Here is an 18,356-nt window from a genome sequence, read left to right as displayed (position 1 = left end):
GTCAGATAGAGCCAAGGGTAGCAGCGGCCGGTCCATGACCGGATCGAGTACGGCTTTCGGGTTCTTCTTGACTTAGACATTGTCCAATGTAGGATCGTGACCGGCGCAAGCCAAGGGCAGGGTGTAGAAGACTTTCCAGGAGGCGCACGTGTCGGTAGAGAGCACCACCGGACCGCTGACCACGGAGTCCGGGGCTCCGGTCGGGGACAACCAGAACAGCGAGACGGCCGGTATCGGCGGTCCCGGCCTCATCCAGGACCAGCTCCTGATCGAAAAGCTCGCGCACTTCAACCGCGAGCGCATCCCGGAGCGCATCGTGCACGCCCGTGGCGCCGGTGCCTACGGCACGTTCACGGTGACCGCGGATGTGACCAAGTACACCCGCGCCAAGTTCCTCTCCGAGGTCGGCAAGCAGACCGAGACCTTTCTGCGCTTCTCCACGGTCGCGGGCAACCTCGGCTCGGCCGACGCGGTGCGTGACCCGCGCGGCTTCGCGCTGAAGTTCTACACCGAAGAGGGCAACTACGACCTCGTCGGCAACAACACCCCGGTGTTCTTCATCAAGGACGCCATCAAGTTCCCCGACTTCATCCACACCCAGAAGCGCGACCCGTACACCGGCTCGCAGGAGGCGGACAACGTCTGGGACTTCTGGGGTCTGTCGCCCGAGTCCACCCACCAGGTCACCTGGCTGTTCGGCGACCGCGGCATCCCCGCCACGCTCCGCCACATGAACGGCTACGGCTCGCACACCTTCCAGTGGAACAACGAGGCCGGCGAGGTCTTCTGGGTCAAGTACCACTTCAAGACCGACCAGGGCATCAAGAACCTCACCCAGGGCGAGGCCGACAAGCTCGCGGGCGAGGACGCCGACAGCCACCAGCGTGATCTGCGCGAGTCCATCGAGCGGGGCGACTTCCCGAGCTGGACCGTCCAGGTGCAGATCATGCCCGCGGACGAGGCGGCCAACTACCGCTTCAACCCGTTCGACCTGACCAAGGTCTGGCCGCACGAGGACTACCCGCCGATCGAGATCGGCAAGCTGGAGCTCAACCGCAACCCGCAGAACATCTTCGCCGAGGTCGAGCAGTCGATCTTCTCCCCGCACCACTTCGTGCCGGGTATCGGCCCGTCCCCCGACAAGATGCTCCAGGGCCGTCTCTTCGCCTACGGCGACGCCCACCGCTACCGCGTCGGCATCAACGCCGACCACCTCCCGGTGAACCGCCCGCACGCCACCGAGGCGCGCACCCACGGCCGGGACGGCGTGCTGTACGACGGCCGGCACGCGGGTCAGAAGAACTACGAGCCCAACAGCTTCGGCGGCCCGAACGAGACCGGCCGCCCCCTGTGGCAGCCGGCCACCGTGACCGGTGCCACCGTCGAGCAGGCCGCGCCCTCGCACGCCGAGGACAACGACTTCGTCCAGGCCGGCACCCTCTACCGCCTGATGTCGGAGGACGAGAGGGAGCGCCTGATCAACAACCTGGCAGGCTTCATCTCCCAGGTCTCCCGCGACGACATCGCCCAGCGGGCGATCGAGAACTTCCGCAAGGCGGACGCGGACTACGGCAAGCGGCTGGAAGCCGCGGTCCAGGCCCTGCGCGGCTGAGCGGGACCCCTTTTTGCGGCTGATCCTCCCCCGGCTAACGCCGGGAGGTACCCCCAGCCGCTCTCGCGGAGGTGGTTGATCGCCGCGGGGGTTGCTCAATTGCCGCTTGCCGTACCAACCGAAGAGGCCGGATGCCATGGGGCTCCGGCCTCTTCGTGCGGGTGGCCCCAGTGCTCAGGCCGGTACGGCGTCGGCCCGCTCCGTGGCGGCCGACCAGCAGCGGATGATGTCGCGTACGGACACCACACCGACCGGTTCATGGTCGTTGAGCACGATCAGATGGCGGAAGCCGCCGCGCACCATGGCGTCCGCGGCATCGTCGAGGGTCCAGTGCGGAGCGGCGAAGACCACGTCCGAGGTGGTGTGGGTCTGGGCGGTCTCCCGGTCGGGGTTCTCGCCCGCGCCGAGGGAATTGAGGATGTCGCGCTCGGTGAGGATGCCGATGCCGCTGTTGTCGTTGTCGAGGACCACGGCCGCGCCGATGCGGCGGGCCGCCATCAGCTGAGCCGCCTGTCGGAGGGTGTGAGCGGGCCCGATGGTGAGGACCACCGTGCTCATGGCGTCTTTGACGTGCATGGGCATGGAGTGGAGCCACCTCCTTGGTGAATGTGCCTTGCGAAGAGATTCACAAGTTCACAAAGTGGGGGATTCTCATGTTCACATGCCTGTGCCGATGCAACAAGGGGCAACTGCGGGACGGGTGTCCGAATATCCGCCCCGCCGCAGGTCAGCGGGGGGAGTCGCCGAGATAACCGAGCAGATCCTCGTGCAGCAGGCCATTGGAGGCCGCCGCGTTGCCGCTGTGCGGGCCCGGCTTGCCGTCCAGGCCGGTGAACTGTCCGCCGGCTTCCTTCACGACCACCGCGCACGCCGCCATGTCCCACAGTGAGAGCTCCGGCTCCGCGCAGATGTCCACCGACCCCTCGGCGATCATCATGTACGGCCAGAAGTCCCCGTAGCCGCGGGTGCGCCAGCAGTCCCGGCTCAGATCGAGGAAACCGGGCAGCTTGCCGCGCTCCTCCCAGCCGGTCAGCGACGAGTAGGCGAACGAGGCGTCCTGGATGCGGCCGACCTGCGAGACGTGGAGCCGGCTCGCGGAGGTCAGACTGCGGCCCGTGAAGGCCCCCAGGCCGTCGGCGGCCCACCAGCGGCGGTTGAGCGCCGGGGCGGAGACGATGCCGACCACCGGGCGGTCGCCGCCCTCGCCGCGCTCCATCAGCGCGATCAGCGTCGCCCAGACCGGCACCCCGCGGACATAGTTCTTCGTGCCGTCGATCGGGTCGATGATCCAGCGTCGCGGCCCCGCGCCTTCGCTGCCGAACTCCTCGCCGAGCACCGCATCCCGCGGCCGGGCCCGCTGGAGGTGGCTGCGGATCAGCTCCTCGGCGCCCTTGTCCGCCTCGCTCACCGGTGTCATGTCCGGTTTGGTCTCGACCTTGAGGTCGAGTGCCTTGAAGCGCTCCATGGTGGCGGCGTCCGCGGCGTCCGCGAGAACATGGCCGAGGCGAAGATCATCGTGATAGTCGGGCATGTGCGAACAGTATCGACTGGTATACGCAGGAGCCACACGGCTATGCGCCGCCGGGCGTGTGACGGCCCCCGGGCCCGCCGGTGAGTGGGTGCCGCGACGACCCTTGACAGCATCTGGCGCCGCGTCAATTCTGTGCGCACACCGGCCACCTGGGCCGGCGGCCGGGAGGCGACGGATGCCCGCAGCGCGTGAATCCCTGCTCGATGCCGCCTACACGGCGCTGACGAAACGCGCCTGGACGGCCATACGGATGGTCGATGTCGCGGCCGCCGCCGGCGTCTCCCGGCAGACGCTCTACAACGAGTTCGGCAGCAAGGAAGGACTGGCCCGCGCCCTGGTCCGCCGGGAGACCGAGAACTACCTCGCCGGGGTCGCCCGGGCGCTGTCCCGGGGCGCCTCGGCCGCCGGGTCGCGGGGCGACGCGGCGGGCCGGGTGGTGGCCGCGGCCGCCTGGACGCTACGGACCGCCCGCGCAAATCCCCTGGTCAGGGCCGTACTGACCGGTTGCTGGAGCGACCGGCTGCCGACCCCTTCAAGGGCGCCGGCCGACCCGGCGCCGGTACGGGCCGACCGGCCCGGCATCCCCGGACAGCGCGCCGCGCCGCCCGTCGAGGGGCCGCTGCCGGGGCCCGCGGAGATCGTCGGCCGCTTCTGCGACCAGGCGGTGGCGGCGCTGGAGCCCGACTGGCCCGCGGAGGAGCTGCCCGCCCTGGGTACCGCCTGTGAGACCGCGGCGCGGCTGACCCTGGCCTGTGTCGTCGCCCCGCCGGCTCCCGGCGCGGCGCAGGGCCCGGGGCGCATACCGGCACAGCACCCACGCAGGGAGTTGGAGACGGAGGCGGTGTCCCGGCTCGTACGGGGGGCCTTCGCCCGGACGGCGGCCGGCCCGCCGCCGGCCGGCCAGGGGTGACGGGGCGTCACGGCCGCGGCGGTGGACGGGCCTCGCGCGGCCTGCGGGGAACGGGCGCCCTGCCCACAGGGGCCCTTCCCACAGGGGCCCTGCGCCGGCCGCCGTGCGGACCGGCGCTCCCGGTTCAGCGCGCCGACCCCGACAGCTGCAGCCCGATCACGCCGACGATGACCAGGGTGATGGAGACGATCTTGAGAGTGGAGACCAGGTCGCCGAGGAAGGCCATGCCGTAGATCGCCGTCCCGGCCGCACCGATGCCGGTCCACACCGCATACGCCGGGCCGACGTCGAGCTTGCGCAGCGCCAGCGTCAGCAGGCCGAAACTGCCGAGCGCGAAGGCCGCGAAGGCGATGGTCGGGAAGAGGCGGGTGAAGCCGTGCGAGAGCTTGAGGCAGACCGCGAAGCCGGTCTCCAGGATCCCCGCCACCACGACCAGCAGCCACGCCATGTCCCATTGCCTCCGTCAGCCAGTGCCTGTCTTACGTGAGCGACGACGGGCGTCAAAATCACTCGTTCGGGCCCCGTCCGGGCGATCAGGGCCTGCTTGAGCACTACGCCGACCTTGGTGTGATTATGCCCTTACCTCCGGCGGGCGGTGGCAAACGTCAAAGGTCAGTCGCCCTCGCGTCGTTCACGGGTGGCCAGGAGGCGGCGCAGGGAGTAGAGACGGGCCGGATCGGCGTGCCCGTCGGCGACCCAGGCGTCCAGTGCGCAGTCCGGTTCGTCGTGGCTGCAGGCGCGCGGGCAGCCGGCGGTGCCGGGCTCCAGATCCGGGAAGGCGTGGATGACCCGGGACGGATCCACGTGATGCAGCCCGAAGGACCGTACGCCCGGGGTGTCGATGACCCAGCCCGAGTCGCCGGGCAGCGGGAGCGCCAGCGCGGAGGTGGTGGTGTGCCGCCCGCGGCCGGTGACCGCGTTGACATGGCCGATGGCCCGGCGGCGCTCCGGGACCAGGGAGTTGACCAGGGTGGTCTTGCCCACTCCGGAGTGCCCGACGAACGCCGTCATACGGCCCGTCAGCGCGGCCCGCACCCGCTCGGCGGCGCTGCCGTCGGCGAGTTCGTCGCGGTTGGTGACGAGGTAGGGGACGCCGAGATCGCCGTAGGACTCCAACAGGGTGTCCGCGGAGGCCAGATCGGACTTGGTCAGCACCAGGAGCGGGTCGAGGCCCGCGTCGAAGGCGGCGACCAGACAGCGGTCGATGAGCCGGGGGCGCGGTTCGGGGTCGGCGAGCGCGGTGACGATCGCGAGCTGGTCGGCGTTGGCGACCACGACCCGCTCGAACGGGTCGTCGTCGTCGGCCGTACGGCGCAGTGTCGAGGTGCGAGGCTCGACCCGGACGATCCGGGCGAGGGTGTCCTTGGTGCCGGTCAGATCGCCCACGACGGCGACCCGGTCACCGACCACCGCGCTCTTGCGGCCCAGTTCGCGGGCCTTCATCGCGGTGACCGTACGGCCGTCGATGAGGCAGGTCAGACGGCCGCGGTCGACGGTCAGCACCAGGCCCTCGCCGGCGTCCTCGTGCTTGGGGCGGATGGTGGTCCGGGGGCGGTTGCCCTTGGGGTTGGGGCGGACGCGGATGTCGTCCTCGTCGGGGTTCTTTCCGTAGCGGCGCATGGCGGCGGTACCCCTCAGACTCTCCGGGCGGGGACGGCCGCCGGGCCGAGCATGTCCGTCCACATCGCGGGGAAGTCGGGCAGGGTCTTGGCGGTGGTGGCGACGTTCTCCACCTCCACTCCGTCGACCGCCAGGCCGATGACCGCCGCGGCGGTGGCCAGCCGGTGGTCCTCGTAGGTGTGGAAGATCCCGCCGTGCAGGGGGCGGGGCCGGATGTGCAGCCCGTCCGCGGTCTCGGTGACATCGCCGCCGAGTTCGTTGAGCTCCTTGGTGAGCGCGGCGAGCCGGTCGGTCTCGTGGAGCCGCAGATGCGCCACCCCGCGCAGCGTGGAGGGGGAGTCGGCCAGGGCGGCGACCGCGGCGATGCCCGGGGTCAGCTCGCCGACCTCGCTGAGGTCGACGTCGATGCCGTGGATACGGCCGCTGCCGGTGAAGGTCAGCCCCTGCTCGGTCAGCTCGCAGGAACCGCCCATGGTGGTGAAGATCTCGCGCAGCGCGTCGCCGGGCTGGGTGGTGTGCTCGGGCCAGTCCGGGATGGTGACCCGGCCGCCGGTGACCAGCGCGGCGGCCAGGAACGGCTGGGCGTTGGAGAGGTCCGGCTCGACGACCAGATCGCGGCCGAGCAGCGCGCCGGGAGTGACCCGCCAGACGTTCGGCTCGCCGCCCGCCTCCGGGGTGTCCACCTGCGCGCCCACGCTGCGCAGCATGTCGACGGTCATCCGGATGTGCGGCATGGAGGGCAGCGCCGCGCCCACGTGCCGGACCTCGACGCCCTGGTTGAAGCGCGGCGCGGACAGCAGCAGGGCGCTGACGAACTGGGAGGACGACGAGGCGTCGATCTCGACCGGGCCGCCGTCCAGACCGCCGCTGCCGAAGACCGTCAGGGGCAGCGCGCCGCGGTTGTCGTCGTCGATCCGGGCGCCCAGGGCGCGCAGCGCGTCGATCACGCCGCCCAGCGGGCGCTCGTAGGAGCGGGGGTCGCCGTCGAAGCGGATCGGGCCGTCGGCGAGCGCGGCGACCGGGGGGAGGAAGCGCATGACCGTGCCGGCGTTGCCGACGTCGATGGTGGCCGGGCCGTGCAGGCCCGCCGGGATGATCCGCCAGGCCTCACCGCCGCCGGGCTGTGCGGCGGCGACGGCGGAGCTGGAGGAGGCGGTCTCCTCGATGCCGACGCCCAGGGTGCGCAGCGCCTCGGCCATCAGGAGCGTGTCCCGGGAGCGCAGCGGCCGGCGCAGCCAGCCGGGCTCGGCGGAGAGAGCGGCCAGGACCAGGCCGCGGTTGGTGACCGATTTGGACCCGGGCACGGTGACGGTGGCATCGACGGCCCCGGCGGCGAGCGGGGCGGGCCAGAGGGCGGGGTGTGCGGGGCTCTCGGTCATGCCCCTTACTTTAATGGCTGGGCAAGGGTGCCGATCTTGATCAAAAGCGGCGCAACCCCGCCGAAACGTGGCAGTGATAGGGCGCCCGCGTGCCGGGAGCGGGGTGGCGGCCGACACCCCGGGCGTGGCGGTACGTGATCCGGGACCCGGTCGGCGCCCGGGGCGGTGGCCGGCGCCCGGGGCGGTGGGCTTTCAGAGGCCGAGCAGCCAGCGCCCGCCGCCCGTCAAGGAGCACAGCGTCACCACGTGGAACAGGCCGAGCCAGACGGCCGCCGGGACATGGGTCAGGCGCGCCAGCTGGTCCGGATCGGAGTCCACCGCACCCCCGCGACGCCGCTTGCCCATCAGCTCGAACGGCGGCCGCACCCCGCCCAGCAGCAGGAACCACACCACGGCATAGGCGAACGCCGCCTGCACATCCGCCGTCGTCAGCCAGGAGACCAGCACGAACGCGGCGCCGGTCAGCACGACGGTGAGCACGCCATATGCGTTACGGATCATGATGAGCATCGCCAGCAGCAGCACGGTCGCGCCCCACAGCAGCGCCGTGATGTGGCCCGCGGCGAGCAGTGCGGCACCCGCCAGCCCCAGCAGGGACGGTGCGATATAGCCGGCTGCGGCGGTCAGCACCATGCCCAGACCGGTCGGCTTGCCGCGCGAAACGGTCAGACCCGAGGTGTCCGAGTGCAGCCGGATGCCGTCCAGGCGGCGGCCGGTGAGCAGGGCGATCAGTCCGTGGCCGCCCTCGTGGGCGATGGTGACGGCGTTCCGCGACAGCCGCCAGGCGGTGTGCGGGACGACGGCGCCCAGGGCGAGCACCGCCGTGATGATCACCAGCCAGAGCGACGGGGCGGGCTGGGTCCCGAAGACTCGGCTCCATATGTCGGTGAGGTGGTCGGTGTCCATGTCTCCCCTTCGTGTGGCATGGCAGTGTGGCATGCATGTGCGGTAGGTATGCAGCGAGTCGTCGCCCCGAGGACCTGGTGGGGACTTTCGGCGTTCAGCAGTGGGAGCCGACGGAGACCCTGGCGCCCAGTTGGAATGTGGCGCCGACGGACCGGGTGCACGTGGTGCTCGAACGTCCCCTCAAGGGGGCGGCGGCCGGCGCCGTCGAGCCGGATGCCCCGGTGCGCCAGCTGCGGACGCTGAAGTGGGGCCTGGTCCCGTCGTGGTCGAAGTCACCCGAGGCCGCCGCGAAGATGATCAATGCGCGGGCCGAGACGGTGCACGAGAAGCCGTCCTTCCGGCAGGCCTTCGCGACCCGGCGGTGCCTGCTCCCCGGGGACGGCTATTTCGAGTGGGTCACCGACGCCGCGGAGCGGCAGCTGGAGGAGCAGGGCAGGAAGAAGCGGCCCCGTAAGCAGCCGTACTTCGTGACGCCCGCGGACGGGTCCGTGATGGCGATGGCCGGGCTCTACGAATTCTGGCGGGACCGGACGCTGCCCGGCGACCATCCCCTGGCCTGGTGGGTGACCTGCACGGTCGTCACCACGGAGGCCGAGACCACGCCCCTGGCGGGGACCGCCGGTGACGCGGGGCCGCAGTCGCTGGCCGAGATCCACCCCCGGATGCCGCTGGTGCTGACACCGGACCGCTGGGACGCCTGGCTCGACCCGTCCCGCACCGACCCCGACGAGGTACGCGAACTGCTGGCGCCGCCGCCCGCCGGGATGATGCGCGCCTATCCCGTCCCGACCGAGGTCAGCAATGTCCGCAACAACGGGCCCGAGCTGGTCGCCGAGCTCGACGGCCCCGAGGTGGGCACGCTGTTCTGAGGCGTGGCGGGCGCCCGGTGCCGGGGCGGCGCGCCCCGTGTGTCCGTGGTGCCGTGCGCCTGTCCGTGGTGCCGCGTGGGGGTCCGTGGTGCCGCGCCGGTGTCTGCGGTGCCCGTCCGGCCGCGGCACGGGCAGGATGGGCGTATGAGCACTGGCGCGAGGGAGACCGAGACGGTCGGAACACCGGCGGGCGACGCCCGGATCACCTGGCACCGCGACGCCACACCGGCGCGGGCCGTGGTGGCCGTGAGCCATGGCGCCGGCGGGGGCATCGAGGCACGCGATCTACGGGCCCTGGCGGCCGCACTGCCGGCCCGCGGGTACACCGTGGCACTGGTCGAGCAGCCGTGGCGGGTGGCGGGCAAGAAGCTGGCGCCCGCGCCGAAGACCCTGGACTCCGGATGGACCGCGCTGTGGCCGGCGCTGGAGAAGCCGGGGCTGCCGGTGGTCGCCGGCGGCCGTAGCGCCGGTGCCCGGGTGGCCTGCCGTACGGCGCGAGACCTGGGTGCGCAGGCCGTACTGGCGCTCAGCTTCCCGCTGCATCCGCCGGGCCGGCCGGAGAAGTCCCGGGCGGACGAGCTGACCGGCGCCGGGGTGCCGACGCTGGTCGTCCAGGGCGGCCGGGATCCGTTCGGACGGCCGGAGGAGTTCCCGCCGGGCACGGAGATCACCGAGGTGGCGCACGCCGACCACGGCTTCGCGGTGCCGAAGAAGGCGGGCGTCGGCGAGGCGGAGTCGATGGCCGTGATCACGGACGCGGTGGCGGCCTGGCTGGACGGGATGTTCGGCTGACGGTGCGTTTCCCCCTGTTCGCTTCCCCCTGTTCGCTTCCCCCTGTTCGTTTCCCCTTGTTCGTTCCCCTTGCCGGAGCGGCAAGCGGGTTTGCCGGTCTGCCCGCAGTCGGCCGCCCGCCTTCCGGAAACCGCTTCCGGGAATGCCGCGCCGCATGCGGCTGTTGTGCCAGGCGTAGTACTCGAGTACGTCCGGTGAAGCACGAGGAAGAGGAGTCCGCCGCATGGGAATCGCTTGCCCGGCCCGCCCGGCCGCCGACCTGCCGTGGTCGCAGATGCAGGTGACGCAGCCCGCCCTGGCTGGAGCGGCGGCCGCACCGGATCGTCGTCTATTCTCCGAATCGGGTGGGTCCACATCCGGATCCAGGACGGTGTTGGAGGAGGTGGGTCCGGTCACCGGTACCGACGAAGGGACCGACGGCACGGCTGAGAACAAGGCTCAGGAGAGCGCCGCCGAACGCAATGCGCGCTTCGAGCGGGACGCGCTGACGTTCCTGGACCAGATGTACTCCGCCGCGCTGCGCATGACGCGCAACCCGGCCGACGCGGAGGACCTGGTGCAGGAGACATACGCAAAGGCGTATGCGTCCTTCCACCAGTTCCGGGAGGGCACCAACCTCAAGGCCTGGCTGTACCGCATCCTCACGAACACCTTCATCAACTCCTACCGCAAGAAGCAGCGCGAGCCCCAGCGCAGCGCCGCAGAGGAGATCGAGGACTGGCAGCTGGCGCGCGCCGAGTCGCATATGTCGACGGGGCTGCGCTCCGCGGAGTCGCAGGCGCTCGACCACCTCCCCGACTCCGATGTGAAGGCCGCGCTCCAGGCGATCCCCGAGGAGTTCCGTATCGCGGTGTACCTGGCGGATGTCGAGGGGTTTGCGTACAAGGAGATCGCGGACATCATGGGGACACCCATCGGCACGGTGATGTCCCGACTGCACCGCGGCCGGCGCCAACTGCGCGGCATGCTGGAGGATTACGCTCGTGAGCGCGGGCTGGTCCCGGCGGGGGCGGCGACCGCGGACCCGCAGTCCGCGCGCACGACGGAGTCGCACGACCGGAAAGGCTCGGGATCATGAGCTGCGGAGAGCCGCACGAGAAGGACTGCTCAGAGGTCCTTGACCACCTCTACGAGTATCTCGACCGGGAGATGCCCGAAGGGGAGTGCGCAGATTTCCAGGTGCATCTCGACGAATGCTCGCCGTGCCTGGAGAAGTACGGCCTGGAGCAGGCGGTGAAGAAGCTCGTCAAGCGCTGCTGCGGCCATGACGACGTCCCCAGCGACCTGCGCTCCAAGGTGATGGGCCGGATCGACCTCATCCGGGCCGGGGAGACCGTGCCCGAGGTGAGCGTGCTCGAACAGGCCAAGAAGGAACAGGCGCAGCGCGAGCAGGCGGCGGCATCCGGGGAGGGGACCGGTCCGGCCGAGGCCGCCGGTTCCACCGATGCACGGAGCCGGACCGCGCGGGCCGAATAACGCGGCACATCACCCTAAGGGGTGAGGGGCGGGTCGATTCGTCCCGCCCGATCCGCTGATGCACCTTCCCCGGTGCCCCAGCCCCTCTATTCTCACCGGACCCCGGCGCACTGCAAAGGCAGGGCGAGGGGTCCCTCTGCTCCTCACGAGCGCGGGGAGAGCGGTGGGCACGGTGAGGAGGGCGCGATGCGGGGACTTCCGGCGGCCGCGCGAGGCTATATCGGCTGTGCCGCGCTGGCCGCGGCGCTGTGTGCCGCCCCGGCGCTACGGCTCGGTGCCGGCGCCCCCTGGAGCAGCACCCTGGCCCTGGCCACCCTGTACGCACTGTGCGAACAGCTGCACCGCTGCCCGTTGGTGGGCGGCCGGATACCGTACGGCGCGGGTTCCGCCGGGGCGCCCGGCGCCTTGGTCGCAGGCTGGGCCAGCCCCGTCCTGCTCGCCGGGGTCTTTCTGCTGCCGCCACCCCTGGCCGCGCTGGCCGCCGTCCCCGGAGCGCTGATCGGTCCGGCGAAGGCGCGCTCGGCCGGCGCCCGCAGGCTCTGGCACGCCGCCGAGGCGGCACTGGCCTGCTGTGCGGCCGCCCAGGTCTTCCGGGTCATCGGCCACCACCCGCTGTCCGCACCGCAGTTCCCGGTTCTGCTGCTGCCGGCCGCGGCCGCCGCCACCACCTTCTGCGCGGTGCTCGTGGCGCTCGACGGCGGGGTGCTGGTCGCCGCCGAACGGCACCCCCTGCGCACCGCCTGGCGCGGGGCGCCGTCCCGTTCGCTGGGGCCGCATCTGGTGCACGGCCTGGCCGGGCTGATGATGGCTGTCCTGTGGCGCAGTTCGTACGGGCCGACGGCGGCACTGCTGGTGCTGCTGCCGATGTGCCTGTCCTGCTGGGTCTTCGCCCAGTACCACCGTGAACGCACCGCCCATCAGGCCACCATCCGCGCACTCGTCCAGGCCGTGGACATCAAGGACCGCTACACCCGCGGGCACAGCGAGCGGGTCGGACGCGCCTCGGTGATGATCGCCCGGGAGCTGGGCATGACGGAGGACCGGGTGGAGGTGCTGCGGTTCGCCGGCATCCTGCACGACGTCGGCAAACTCGGCGTCCCCACCCGGCTGTTGCGCAAGGACGGACCGCTGACGCCGCAGGAGCGCCGGGTCATCGAGCTGCATCCCGAGTACGGACACGAGATCGTGCGCGGCATCGGCTTCCTGGGGGAGGCGCGGGCGGCGATTCTGCACCACCACGAGCGGCTGGACGGGCGCGGCTATCCGTACGGGCTGATGGGGCATCACATCCCGGAATGTGCCCGGGTGGTGGCGGTCGCGGACGCCTTCGACGCGATGACCTCGACGCGCTCCTACCGCCGGGCCCGGCCGGTGCCGACGGCCGTGGCGGAGCTGCGCAAGTGCGCCGGGACGCAGTTCGACCCGCGGATGGTCCGGGCGCTGGCGGCATCCCTCGACCGGTACGGCTGGCACCCGGACCTGGTGACGGCGGTGGACGCGGAGCCCGGTGTGGTGCCGGAGGGGCAGGGAGCCGCGGGCCCGCAGGGAACTGCCGGCCCGCAGGGAGCCGACGCGGCGCCGGGAGCGGTCACGGTGCAGGGGGCCGGGGAGCCGGCCGCCGACGGGCAGCGACCGGCCCGGCGGCCCGAGCTGCGCCCCGAAGGGGCCGGCCGGAAGGGCGCGCGATGAGCGGCGCCCCGGAGCGGCCCCGGCCGTCCCCGTTGCCCCGGCCACCCCTGCCGCCCCGCAGCCGGACGGCGGACGGCCGAGCCACCCGCCCCGGGGCTCCTGCCGCCCGGGGCGGCGCCGTGATCGTCGCCGTCTACGCCCCGGCCGGCGCACTGGCGTGCTGGTCGCTCGGCCGCACGCTCTGGGAGGGCCTGGCCGAGCCCGGCATCGCGCTGGCCTTCGGGCTGCTGATAGCGGTGGGCGAACTGGTGGGCCGGGGCGTGGCACCGGCGGCCGCGGGGCGGGGGCCGGGAGAGCGGGAGGGCGCCCCGCTCGGTGCGGCCGGCGCCCTCGCGTACGCGCTGCTCGGTGAGGCCGGCGGACGGCCGACGACGCATGGCGTACCGCAGACCGTGGCCGTGGTCCTGGCGGCCGGTCTGGTCGGACTGGTCCCGCAGGTCGCCCGCGGCCGGGGACCGGCGCTCGACCATCTCGCCCGCCGGATGCTGACCATCGGCTTCGCCGCCACCTGCTTCCAGCCCCTCTACAACACCGGGACCCTGAGCGACTGGGTGGCCTCCGGCCCGGTCTACCCGCTGTTCCTGACCGGCCTGATGGCGCTGACCGCGCTGTGCGACGCGGTGCTGGCGGCCGCGCTGGCCCGCGCCCGCACCGGCTGGCCGTACGGGCCGCTGCTGCGCGACGAGTTGCGGGCGCTGCCCGGCATCGGCTCGGCGATCTGCGCCACCGGAGTGGTGATCTCGCTGGCCACCGCGGTCGCCGGGCTGTGGGCGCTGCCGGTCTGCTGTCTGCCGCTGTCGCTGACCCAGTTCGCCTTCCGCCGGTTCGCGGCGGTGCGCACCACCTACCGCCAGACCATCGCCTCGCTGGCCCGCTCCACCGAGATCGCCGGCTACACCCCGCACGGCCACGCCCGCCGGGTGGCCGCGCTCAGCCGCGCCGTGGGCCGTGAACTCGGCCTGAACGAACCGGACCTGGACGTGCTCGAATACGCCGCGCTGATGCACGACATCGGCCAGCTCTCGCTCCTCGACCCGGTGCCGGACGGCGCCACCGCGCCGCTGCCGCCCGCGCAGCAGCGCCGGATCGCGCTGCTGGGCGGCGCCGTGGTCCGGCAGACCGGGGTCCCCGCGGAGGTCGCGGTGATCGTCGAGCGGCAGGCCGATCCGTACCGGGACCAGCCGGTCACGGCGCGTATCGTCCGCACGGTCAACGCCTACGACGACCTGTCGGGGGAGTCGGCGGGGCCGGGCGGCTCGCTGCGCGCCCTGGAGCGGCTGCGGCTGGCCACCGCGCAGGACCACGAGCCGCGGGTCGTCGAGGCGCTGGCCCGGGTCCTGGCGTGCGGCGGCCGGGCGGTGTGAGGCGGCGAGTGAGGCGGCGGTGTGAGATGGCCGACTCCTCCGGCGGTGCGGGACGGGCGGAGTCCGGTCGTCCGGCGTACGCCACCCCGTCCCGGATCCGTATGCCCAGGTAAGGCGGGAAACGGTCCCCGGCCGGTCAACAGCCGCCCGGGGGAGCCGTCTCCCCGCTCCCGTCCCCGCATCGCTGCCGGCCGGCCTTCACCGAGCGCCGGATGTCACGGAACCCATGGGTAATGAGCGCCCTCCGAGATGGGCATGGTTGGATGCGAAGGAAGCCCCTTTCAGGGGATTCAGGGGGTCGGCGAAGGGCAAGGAGCCGCAGGGGGACCAGCAAACCGGGCTGAGCCCGGCGGCAATCTGTGGCAGGTTGTCGAGTGGGCCCCTCGGATGGCCCCGGACGCCGCTCGCGACTCCACCGCAGTGGCACCAAGAGCAACCAGCAGGCGGGAATCGTGAGGATCTTCGGCAAGGTACGGCATCGGCCCTCCGCCTCGTGGCGGCAGGCGACCGACCGCGCTTTCACGCTGATCGGCGACGGCCGTTACGAGGACGCGGGGGCGTTGCTGACCCGCGCCGCGGACATGGAGCCGTGGCTGTCCGAGTCCTGGTTCAACCTCGCCCTGCTGCACAAGTTCCGGCACGACTGGGACCAGGCCAGGGCCGCCGGCCTGCGCGCGGTCGCCCTGCTGGACCGCGAGTCCGGGGCGCCCGACTGGTGGAACGTCGGCATCGCCGCCACCGCCCTGCAGGACTGGCCGCTGGCCCGCCGGTCCTGGCAGGCCTACGGCCTCAAGGTCCCCGGTGAGGGCTCGCCGTCCGGCGAACCGCTCGGTATGGCACTGGGCAGCGCCGCCGTCCGCCTCTCCCCGGAGGGCGAGGCCGAGGTGGTCTGGGGCCGCCGGCTGGACCCGGCCCGTATCGAGGTGCTCTCCATCCCGCTGCCGTCCTCCGGGCGGCGCTGGGGCGAGGTGGTGCTGCACGACGGCGTCCCGCACGGCGAGCGGACCATCGCGGCGGGCGCCGACGGTGCCACCCGGGCCTATCCGGTCTTCGACGAGATCGAGCTGTGGGCGCCCTCCCCGGTCCCCACCTGGGTGGTCCTCCTGGAGGCCGCCACGGAAGCCGACCGGGACGCCCTGGAGCGGCTGGCGGCCGATGCCGGCTTCGCCGCCGAGGACTGGTCGTCGTCGGTCCGGCTGCTGTGCCGTACGTGCTCGGAGAGCCGGATGCCCAGCGACGAGGGCGACGGCGAGCATCTGGACCCGCACGATCACAGTGAACCGGGCCACCCCGGACCGCTGGGACACCGCACGGCGGGCTCGGGCTCGCTGTGGGTGCCGGAGCGCGAGTGCGGTATCGCGGCGCCGTCCGCCCTGGTGCGCGGCCTGCTGGACGGCTGGGTCGCGGACAGCCCGGACACCCGCGAGTGGCGGGATCTGGAAGAGGTCTGCTGAGCGCCGGAGCGCGCCCCCGTAGGCTGTAGGGCGACTACTCAGGGTTTTCAGGAAGGCGTACGGCGGAGATGGCCCAGCAGCCTGTTTTTGATCAAGACGGTGACCAGCGCGTGGACGAGGCATTCATCGATGACGTCACGGACGCGGAGGAGCGGGAGACCGCCCACCGTGAGCGCGGCACCTCGCGGCCGATCACGGTCGTCGGCAACCCCGTGCTCCACAAGGAGTGCAAGGACGTCACGGAGTTCGACGACCGGCTCGCCCAGCTCATCGACGACATGTTCGCCAGCCAGCGCACCGCCGAGGGCGTGGGCCTGGCCGCCAACCAGATCGGTGTGGACCTGAAGGTCTTCGTCTACGACTGCCCGGACGACCAGGGCGTCCGGCACGTCGGCGCGATCTGCAACCCGGTGCTGGACGAGCTGCCGGCCGAGCGCCGCATCCTGGACGACTCCAACGAGGGCTGCCTGTCGGTGCCCGGCGCCTACGCCTCGCTGGCCCGCCCCGACTACGCCGTGGTCCGCGGTCAGGACGCCAAGGGCGAGCCGGTCGCGATCGAGGGCACCGGCTTCTTCGCGCGCTGTCTGCAGCACGAGACCGATCACCTCTACGGCTACCTCTACATCGACCGGCTCAGCAAGCGGGACCGCAAGGACGCACTGAAGCAGATGGCCGAGCTGGAGCCGCGCTACCCCGTCGTCGCCAACGACTGACGCGAGCGGGCGCCCGGCCGGCGGCCGGGCGCCCGGAAAACGGGAACCGGCTCACGAGCCCTGCTGGTAGGCGCTCCAGATCTTCGGCGGGATGGCCGTGCCCAGCCCGGTACCGGAACCGCCGACGTCCTGCATCGGCAGCAGCTCGGGCGCGCCCGGTTTGTTGCGGAACATGGTGACGGCGGTGGTCGGTTCGTTTCCGTCACCGGCGCCGGGCGCCGGTTCGGGGCGGACACCGCCCCACTTCTCCTTCGCCCCGGTGCCGGGAACGGAACCGAAGTCCGGGGCGGCGGGCTGCGGGCTGCCGATGAACCATGCGGACTTCATCCGGTCGCCCGGCTCCGTGCGACCGGCCGCGACCGGCTGCTGGGACGCCACGCCGTCCGGCTGCTTCAGGGTGCGCCAGCCGACTGCCTCCAGGGCGCTGGACACCTGCTGGGCGACCCCGGCATCGAGGACCTGTACGGGCTCGCGGCGGTGGAAGCCGGGCACGTTCTTGCCGTTGTGGGTCATCCCGGTCACCGCGTACGGGTCGGTGTGCAGCCCGCCGTTGGCGAAGGTGGTGTAGGCGCTCGCCATCCGTATCGCGCTGGGGGCCGAGGTGCCCAGCGGGAAGGTCTGCTCCAGGCGGGCCATGCTCTCCTTGCGCAGCCCCGCGTCCACCGCGAGATCCCGGATCCGCTCCAGCCCGATCTGCTGCCCGGCCTGGACGAACGGCGGGCTCTGGGCCTTCATCAGGGCTTCGCTGAGATCCCCGGCCCCGGACTTCTGGACCGCCGCCCGTTTTTCCGACGTGTCCGCGGACTCGTCGTCCGGCCGCTGGAGTGCGGCCGCCAGCACGAACGGCTTGAAGGCGGAGCCGGCCGGGACCGCCGTGGTGTCCGCATTGTTGCTGAAGTGCCGGGTGGCGTCCGCACCGCCGTAGAGGGCGACGATCGCCCCGTCCTTGGGGCGTACGGAGGCCGCGCCGACCTCCACATAGTTGTCGGCCGCGCGCTGCTTGGGATCGATGGTGTCCCGGCGGACGTCCTTCACGGCCTTTTCCAGCCGGTGGGTGCGCTGTTTGTCGAAGGTGGTGTGAATGCGGTAGCCGCCGCGAGCCAGTTCTTTGTCGGTCAGGCCGGTGTCCGCCTTGATGAACTTATTGGCGACATCGACGAGATAGCCGGTCTGGCCGGCCTGGCTGGTGGGTTTGGACAGCCCCCGGGGCTCCGGGAAGGTGCGGTACCTCGCCCGCTCCTCCTGGCTCATCTTCCCGGTGGCGACCTGCCGGTCGAGTATCCACTTCCACCGGGCCACGGCCCGCCGGTGATTGGCCGCGCTCAGCCCCGGATCGTACTGTTCCGAGCCCTTCAGCAAGGCTGCCAGCACGGCACCCTGACTGGGATTCAGGTCCTTGGCGTCAATGCCGTAATACGCATGGGCGGCGGCCTGGATGCCGTACGAACCACGGCCGAACCAACTGGTGTTGAGATAGCCGCGCAGAATCTCCTGCTTGGACTTCTGGTTGCTCACCTTCAGCGAGATGATGAGCTCCTTCACCTTGCGGGTGAGGGTCTGGTCCTGCGAGAGATAGGTGTTCTTCACATACTGCTGGGTGATGGTGGAGCCGCCCTGGGTGTCCTCGCCGGAGACCATGTTGACCACGGCGCGGCCGATGCCCTGGACCGAGACACCGGAGTCACTGTAGAAGGTGGCGTTCTCCGCCGCGATCACGGAGTTCTCGACGGAGTCCGGCACCTTGTCGAGGGTGACGTTCTGCCGGTTGACGGCGCCGACGCTCACCATCTGGCTGCCGTCCGCCCAGTAATAGACGCTGGCTTCCTGGCCGGCGAGTGCATTCTCGCTCGGTATGCCGACCTGTGCGTACACCACGGCGAACAGTCCGGCCAGACCGCCCGCGCAGAGCGCGACGGCGCTCAGCCACTGTCTCCACGACGGCAGCCAACGGCGCAGACCTTCTCGCCCCTGACGCGGATAGTCGATGAACCGACGACGCCCCTTCGTGCCCTTCATACCCGCATAGATGTGGCAGCCCCAG

General features: G+C 71.9%; 17 protein-coding genes. 10 read left to right on the top strand and 7 right to left on the bottom strand.

Translation table 11 applies throughout. The features are described 5' to 3' along the window. Positions 1–148: 148 nt before the first annotated feature. The gene (locus ACF088_RS02390; RefSeq protein WP_392373495.1) at positions 149–1,612 is read left to right on the top strand and encodes a catalase; all 1,464 of its coding nucleotides are present in this window, start codon (positions 149–151) and stop codon (positions 1,610–1,612) included. 174 nt (positions 1,613–1,786) lie between these two features. On the opposite strand, the gene ACF088_RS02385 is transcribed toward ACF088_RS02390, so the two are convergent. Together ACF088_RS02385 and hisN are read right to left on the bottom strand one after the other, a co-directional pair. Next, entirely contained in the window at positions 1,787–2,188 is a 402-nt protein-coding gene (locus ACF088_RS02385) for a CBS domain-containing protein (RefSeq protein WP_328391071.1), read from the bottom strand. 151 nt (positions 2,189–2,339) lie between these two features. Continuing rightward, positions 2,340–3,143 (bottom strand): histidinol-phosphatase, encoded by an 804-nt coding sequence (gene hisN / locus ACF088_RS02380; protein WP_392373494.1) that lies wholly within the window; start codon positions 3,141–3,143, stop codon positions 2,340–2,342. A gap of 175 nt (positions 3,144–3,318) precedes the next feature. Here hisN and ACF088_RS02375 point away from each other — a divergent pair, with 175 nt between their 5' ends. Then, positions 3,319–4,053: a TetR/AcrR family transcriptional regulator gene (locus ACF088_RS02375; RefSeq protein WP_392373493.1), complete on the top strand. Its 735-nt coding sequence runs from the start codon at positions 3,319–3,321 to the stop codon at positions 4,051–4,053. A 124-nt stretch (positions 4,054–4,177) separates the two neighbouring features. Here the strand turns inward: ACF088_RS02375 and ACF088_RS02370 are convergent, their stop codons facing one another. From ACF088_RS02370 to ACF088_RS02355, 4 genes are all read right to left on the bottom strand, one after another. Then, entirely contained in the window at positions 4,178–4,501 is a 324-nt protein-coding gene (locus tag ACF088_RS02370) for a DMT family transporter (protein WP_392373492.1), read from the bottom strand. Between the two features lie 164 nt (positions 4,502–4,665). Next, on the bottom strand, positions 4,666–5,673 hold the full coding sequence (rsgA, locus tag ACF088_RS02365; RefSeq protein ID WP_392373491.1) for a ribosome small subunit-dependent GTPase A: 1,008 nt from the start codon (positions 5,671–5,673) through the stop codon (positions 4,666–4,668). Between the two features lie 14 nt (positions 5,674–5,687). Beyond that, positions 5,688–7,052, bottom strand: a complete 1,365-nt coding sequence (aroA, locus tag ACF088_RS02360) for a 3-phosphoshikimate 1-carboxyvinyltransferase (protein ID WP_392373490.1) — start codon at positions 7,050–7,052, stop codon at positions 5,688–5,690. A 192-nt stretch (positions 7,053–7,244) separates the two neighbouring features. Then, the gene (locus tag ACF088_RS02355; RefSeq protein WP_392373489.1) at positions 7,245–7,958 is read right to left on the bottom strand and encodes a M50 family metallopeptidase; all 714 of its coding nucleotides are present in this window, start codon (positions 7,956–7,958) and stop codon (positions 7,245–7,247) included. Positions 7,959–7,993: 35 nt separating this feature from the next. Between ACF088_RS02355 and ACF088_RS02350 the strand changes: the two genes are divergently transcribed. The 8 genes from ACF088_RS02350 (at position 7,994) to def (ending at position 16,315) form a co-directional block, all read left to right on the top strand. Next, entirely contained in the window at positions 7,994–8,827 is an 834-nt protein-coding gene (locus ACF088_RS02350) for an SOS response-associated peptidase (RefSeq protein WP_392373488.1), read from the top strand. A gap of 144 nt (positions 8,828–8,971) precedes the next feature. Next, positions 8,972–9,619, top strand: coding sequence for an alpha/beta family hydrolase (locus ACF088_RS02345; RefSeq protein ID WP_392373487.1), 648 nt, complete (start codon positions 8,972–8,974; stop codon positions 9,617–9,619). A gap of 382 nt (positions 9,620–10,001) precedes the next feature. Beyond that, positions 10,002–10,697 (top strand): sigma-70 family RNA polymerase sigma factor, encoded by a 696-nt coding sequence (locus ACF088_RS02340; RefSeq protein WP_392373974.1) that lies wholly within the window; start codon positions 10,002–10,004, stop codon positions 10,695–10,697. Continuing rightward, positions 10,694–11,095, top strand: coding sequence for a mycothiol system anti-sigma-R factor (gene rsrA, locus ACF088_RS02335; protein ID WP_392373486.1), 402 nt, complete (start codon positions 10,694–10,696; stop codon positions 11,093–11,095). The genes ACF088_RS02340 and rsrA overlap by 4 nt, the downstream gene beginning before the upstream one ends. Before the next feature lie 186 nt (positions 11,096–11,281). Further along, a complete protein-coding gene (locus ACF088_RS02330) occupies positions 11,282–12,784 on the top strand; it encodes an HD-GYP domain-containing protein (RefSeq protein WP_392373485.1) in 1,503 nt (500 codons plus the stop codon). After that, the gene (locus tag ACF088_RS02325; RefSeq protein ID WP_392373484.1) at positions 12,781–14,148 is read left to right on the top strand and encodes an HD-GYP domain-containing protein; all 1,368 of its coding nucleotides are present in this window, start codon (positions 12,781–12,783) and stop codon (positions 14,146–14,148) included. Before ACF088_RS02330 ends, ACF088_RS02325 begins: the two co-directional genes overlap by 4 nt. A 452-nt stretch (positions 14,149–14,600) precedes the next feature. Beyond that, positions 14,601–15,602, top strand: a complete 1,002-nt coding sequence (locus ACF088_RS02320) for a tetratricopeptide repeat protein (RefSeq protein WP_392373483.1) — start codon at positions 14,601–14,603, stop codon at positions 15,600–15,602. Between the two features lie 68 nt (positions 15,603–15,670). Further along, positions 15,671–16,315, top strand: a complete 645-nt coding sequence (gene def / locus ACF088_RS02315) for a peptide deformylase (RefSeq protein WP_129294259.1) — start codon at positions 15,671–15,673, stop codon at positions 16,313–16,315. A 51-nt stretch (positions 16,316–16,366) separates the two neighbouring features. Here def and ACF088_RS02310 read toward each other — a convergent pair whose 3' ends face one another. Next, a complete protein-coding gene (locus ACF088_RS02310; protein ID WP_392373482.1) occupies positions 16,367–18,331 on the bottom strand; it encodes a transglycosylase domain-containing protein in 1,965 nt (654 codons plus the stop codon). Positions 18,332–18,356: the final 25 nt, after the last annotated feature.

This window comes from Streptomyces sp. NPDC015125 (assembly GCF_043080045.1).
Classification (GTDB): domain Bacteria; phylum Actinomycetota; class Actinomycetes; order Streptomycetales; family Streptomycetaceae; genus Streptomyces.
Note: the sequence above shows the minus strand (reverse complement) of the source record. Positions and strands in the feature narration are given on the sequence as shown.

Bases quoted from the DNA above. Each gene is read 5' to 3' on its own strand.
- ACF088_RS02385 (WP_328391071.1), bottom strand. From the start codon at position 2,188: ATGCACGTCAAAGACGCCATGAGCACGGTGGTCCTCACCATCGGGCCC.
- hisN (WP_392373494.1), bottom strand. From the start codon at position 3,143: ATGCCCGACTATCACGATGATCTTCGCCTCGGCCATGTTCTCGCGGAC.
- ACF088_RS02375 (WP_392373493.1), top strand. From the start codon at position 3,319: ATGCCCGCAGCGCGTGAATCCCTGCTCGATGCCGCCTACACGGCGCTG.
- ACF088_RS02370 (WP_392373492.1), bottom strand. From the start codon at position 4,501: ATGGCGTGGCTGCTGGTCGTGGTGGCGGGGATCCTGGAGACCGGCTTC.
- rsgA (WP_392373491.1), bottom strand. From the start codon at position 5,673: ATGCGCCGCTACGGAAAGAACCCCGACGAGGACGACATCCGCGTCCGC.
- aroA (WP_392373490.1), bottom strand. From the start codon at position 7,052: ATGACCGAGAGCCCCGCACACCCCGCCCTCTGGCCCGCCCCGCTCGCC.
- ACF088_RS02355 (WP_392373489.1), bottom strand. From the start codon at position 7,958: ATGGACACCGACCACCTCACCGACATATGGAGCCGAGTCTTCGGGACC.
- ACF088_RS02350 (WP_392373488.1), top strand. From the start codon at position 7,994: ATGTGCGGTAGGTATGCAGCGAGTCGTCGCCCCGAGGACCTGGTGGGG.
- ACF088_RS02345 (WP_392373487.1), top strand. From the start codon at position 8,972: ATGAGCACTGGCGCGAGGGAGACCGAGACGGTCGGAACACCGGCGGGC.
- rsrA (WP_392373486.1), top strand. From the start codon at position 10,694: ATGAGCTGCGGAGAGCCGCACGAGAAGGACTGCTCAGAGGTCCTTGAC.
- ACF088_RS02330 (WP_392373485.1), top strand. From the start codon at position 11,282: ATGCGGGGACTTCCGGCGGCCGCGCGAGGCTATATCGGCTGTGCCGCG.
- ACF088_RS02325 (WP_392373484.1), top strand. From the start codon at position 12,781: ATGAGCGGCGCCCCGGAGCGGCCCCGGCCGTCCCCGTTGCCCCGGCCA.
- def (WP_129294259.1), top strand. From the start codon at position 15,671: ATGGCCCAGCAGCCTGTTTTTGATCAAGACGGTGACCAGCGCGTGGAC.
- ACF088_RS02310 (WP_392373482.1), bottom strand. From the start codon at position 18,331: ATGAAGGGCACGAAGGGGCGTCGTCGGTTCATCGACTATCCGCGTCAG.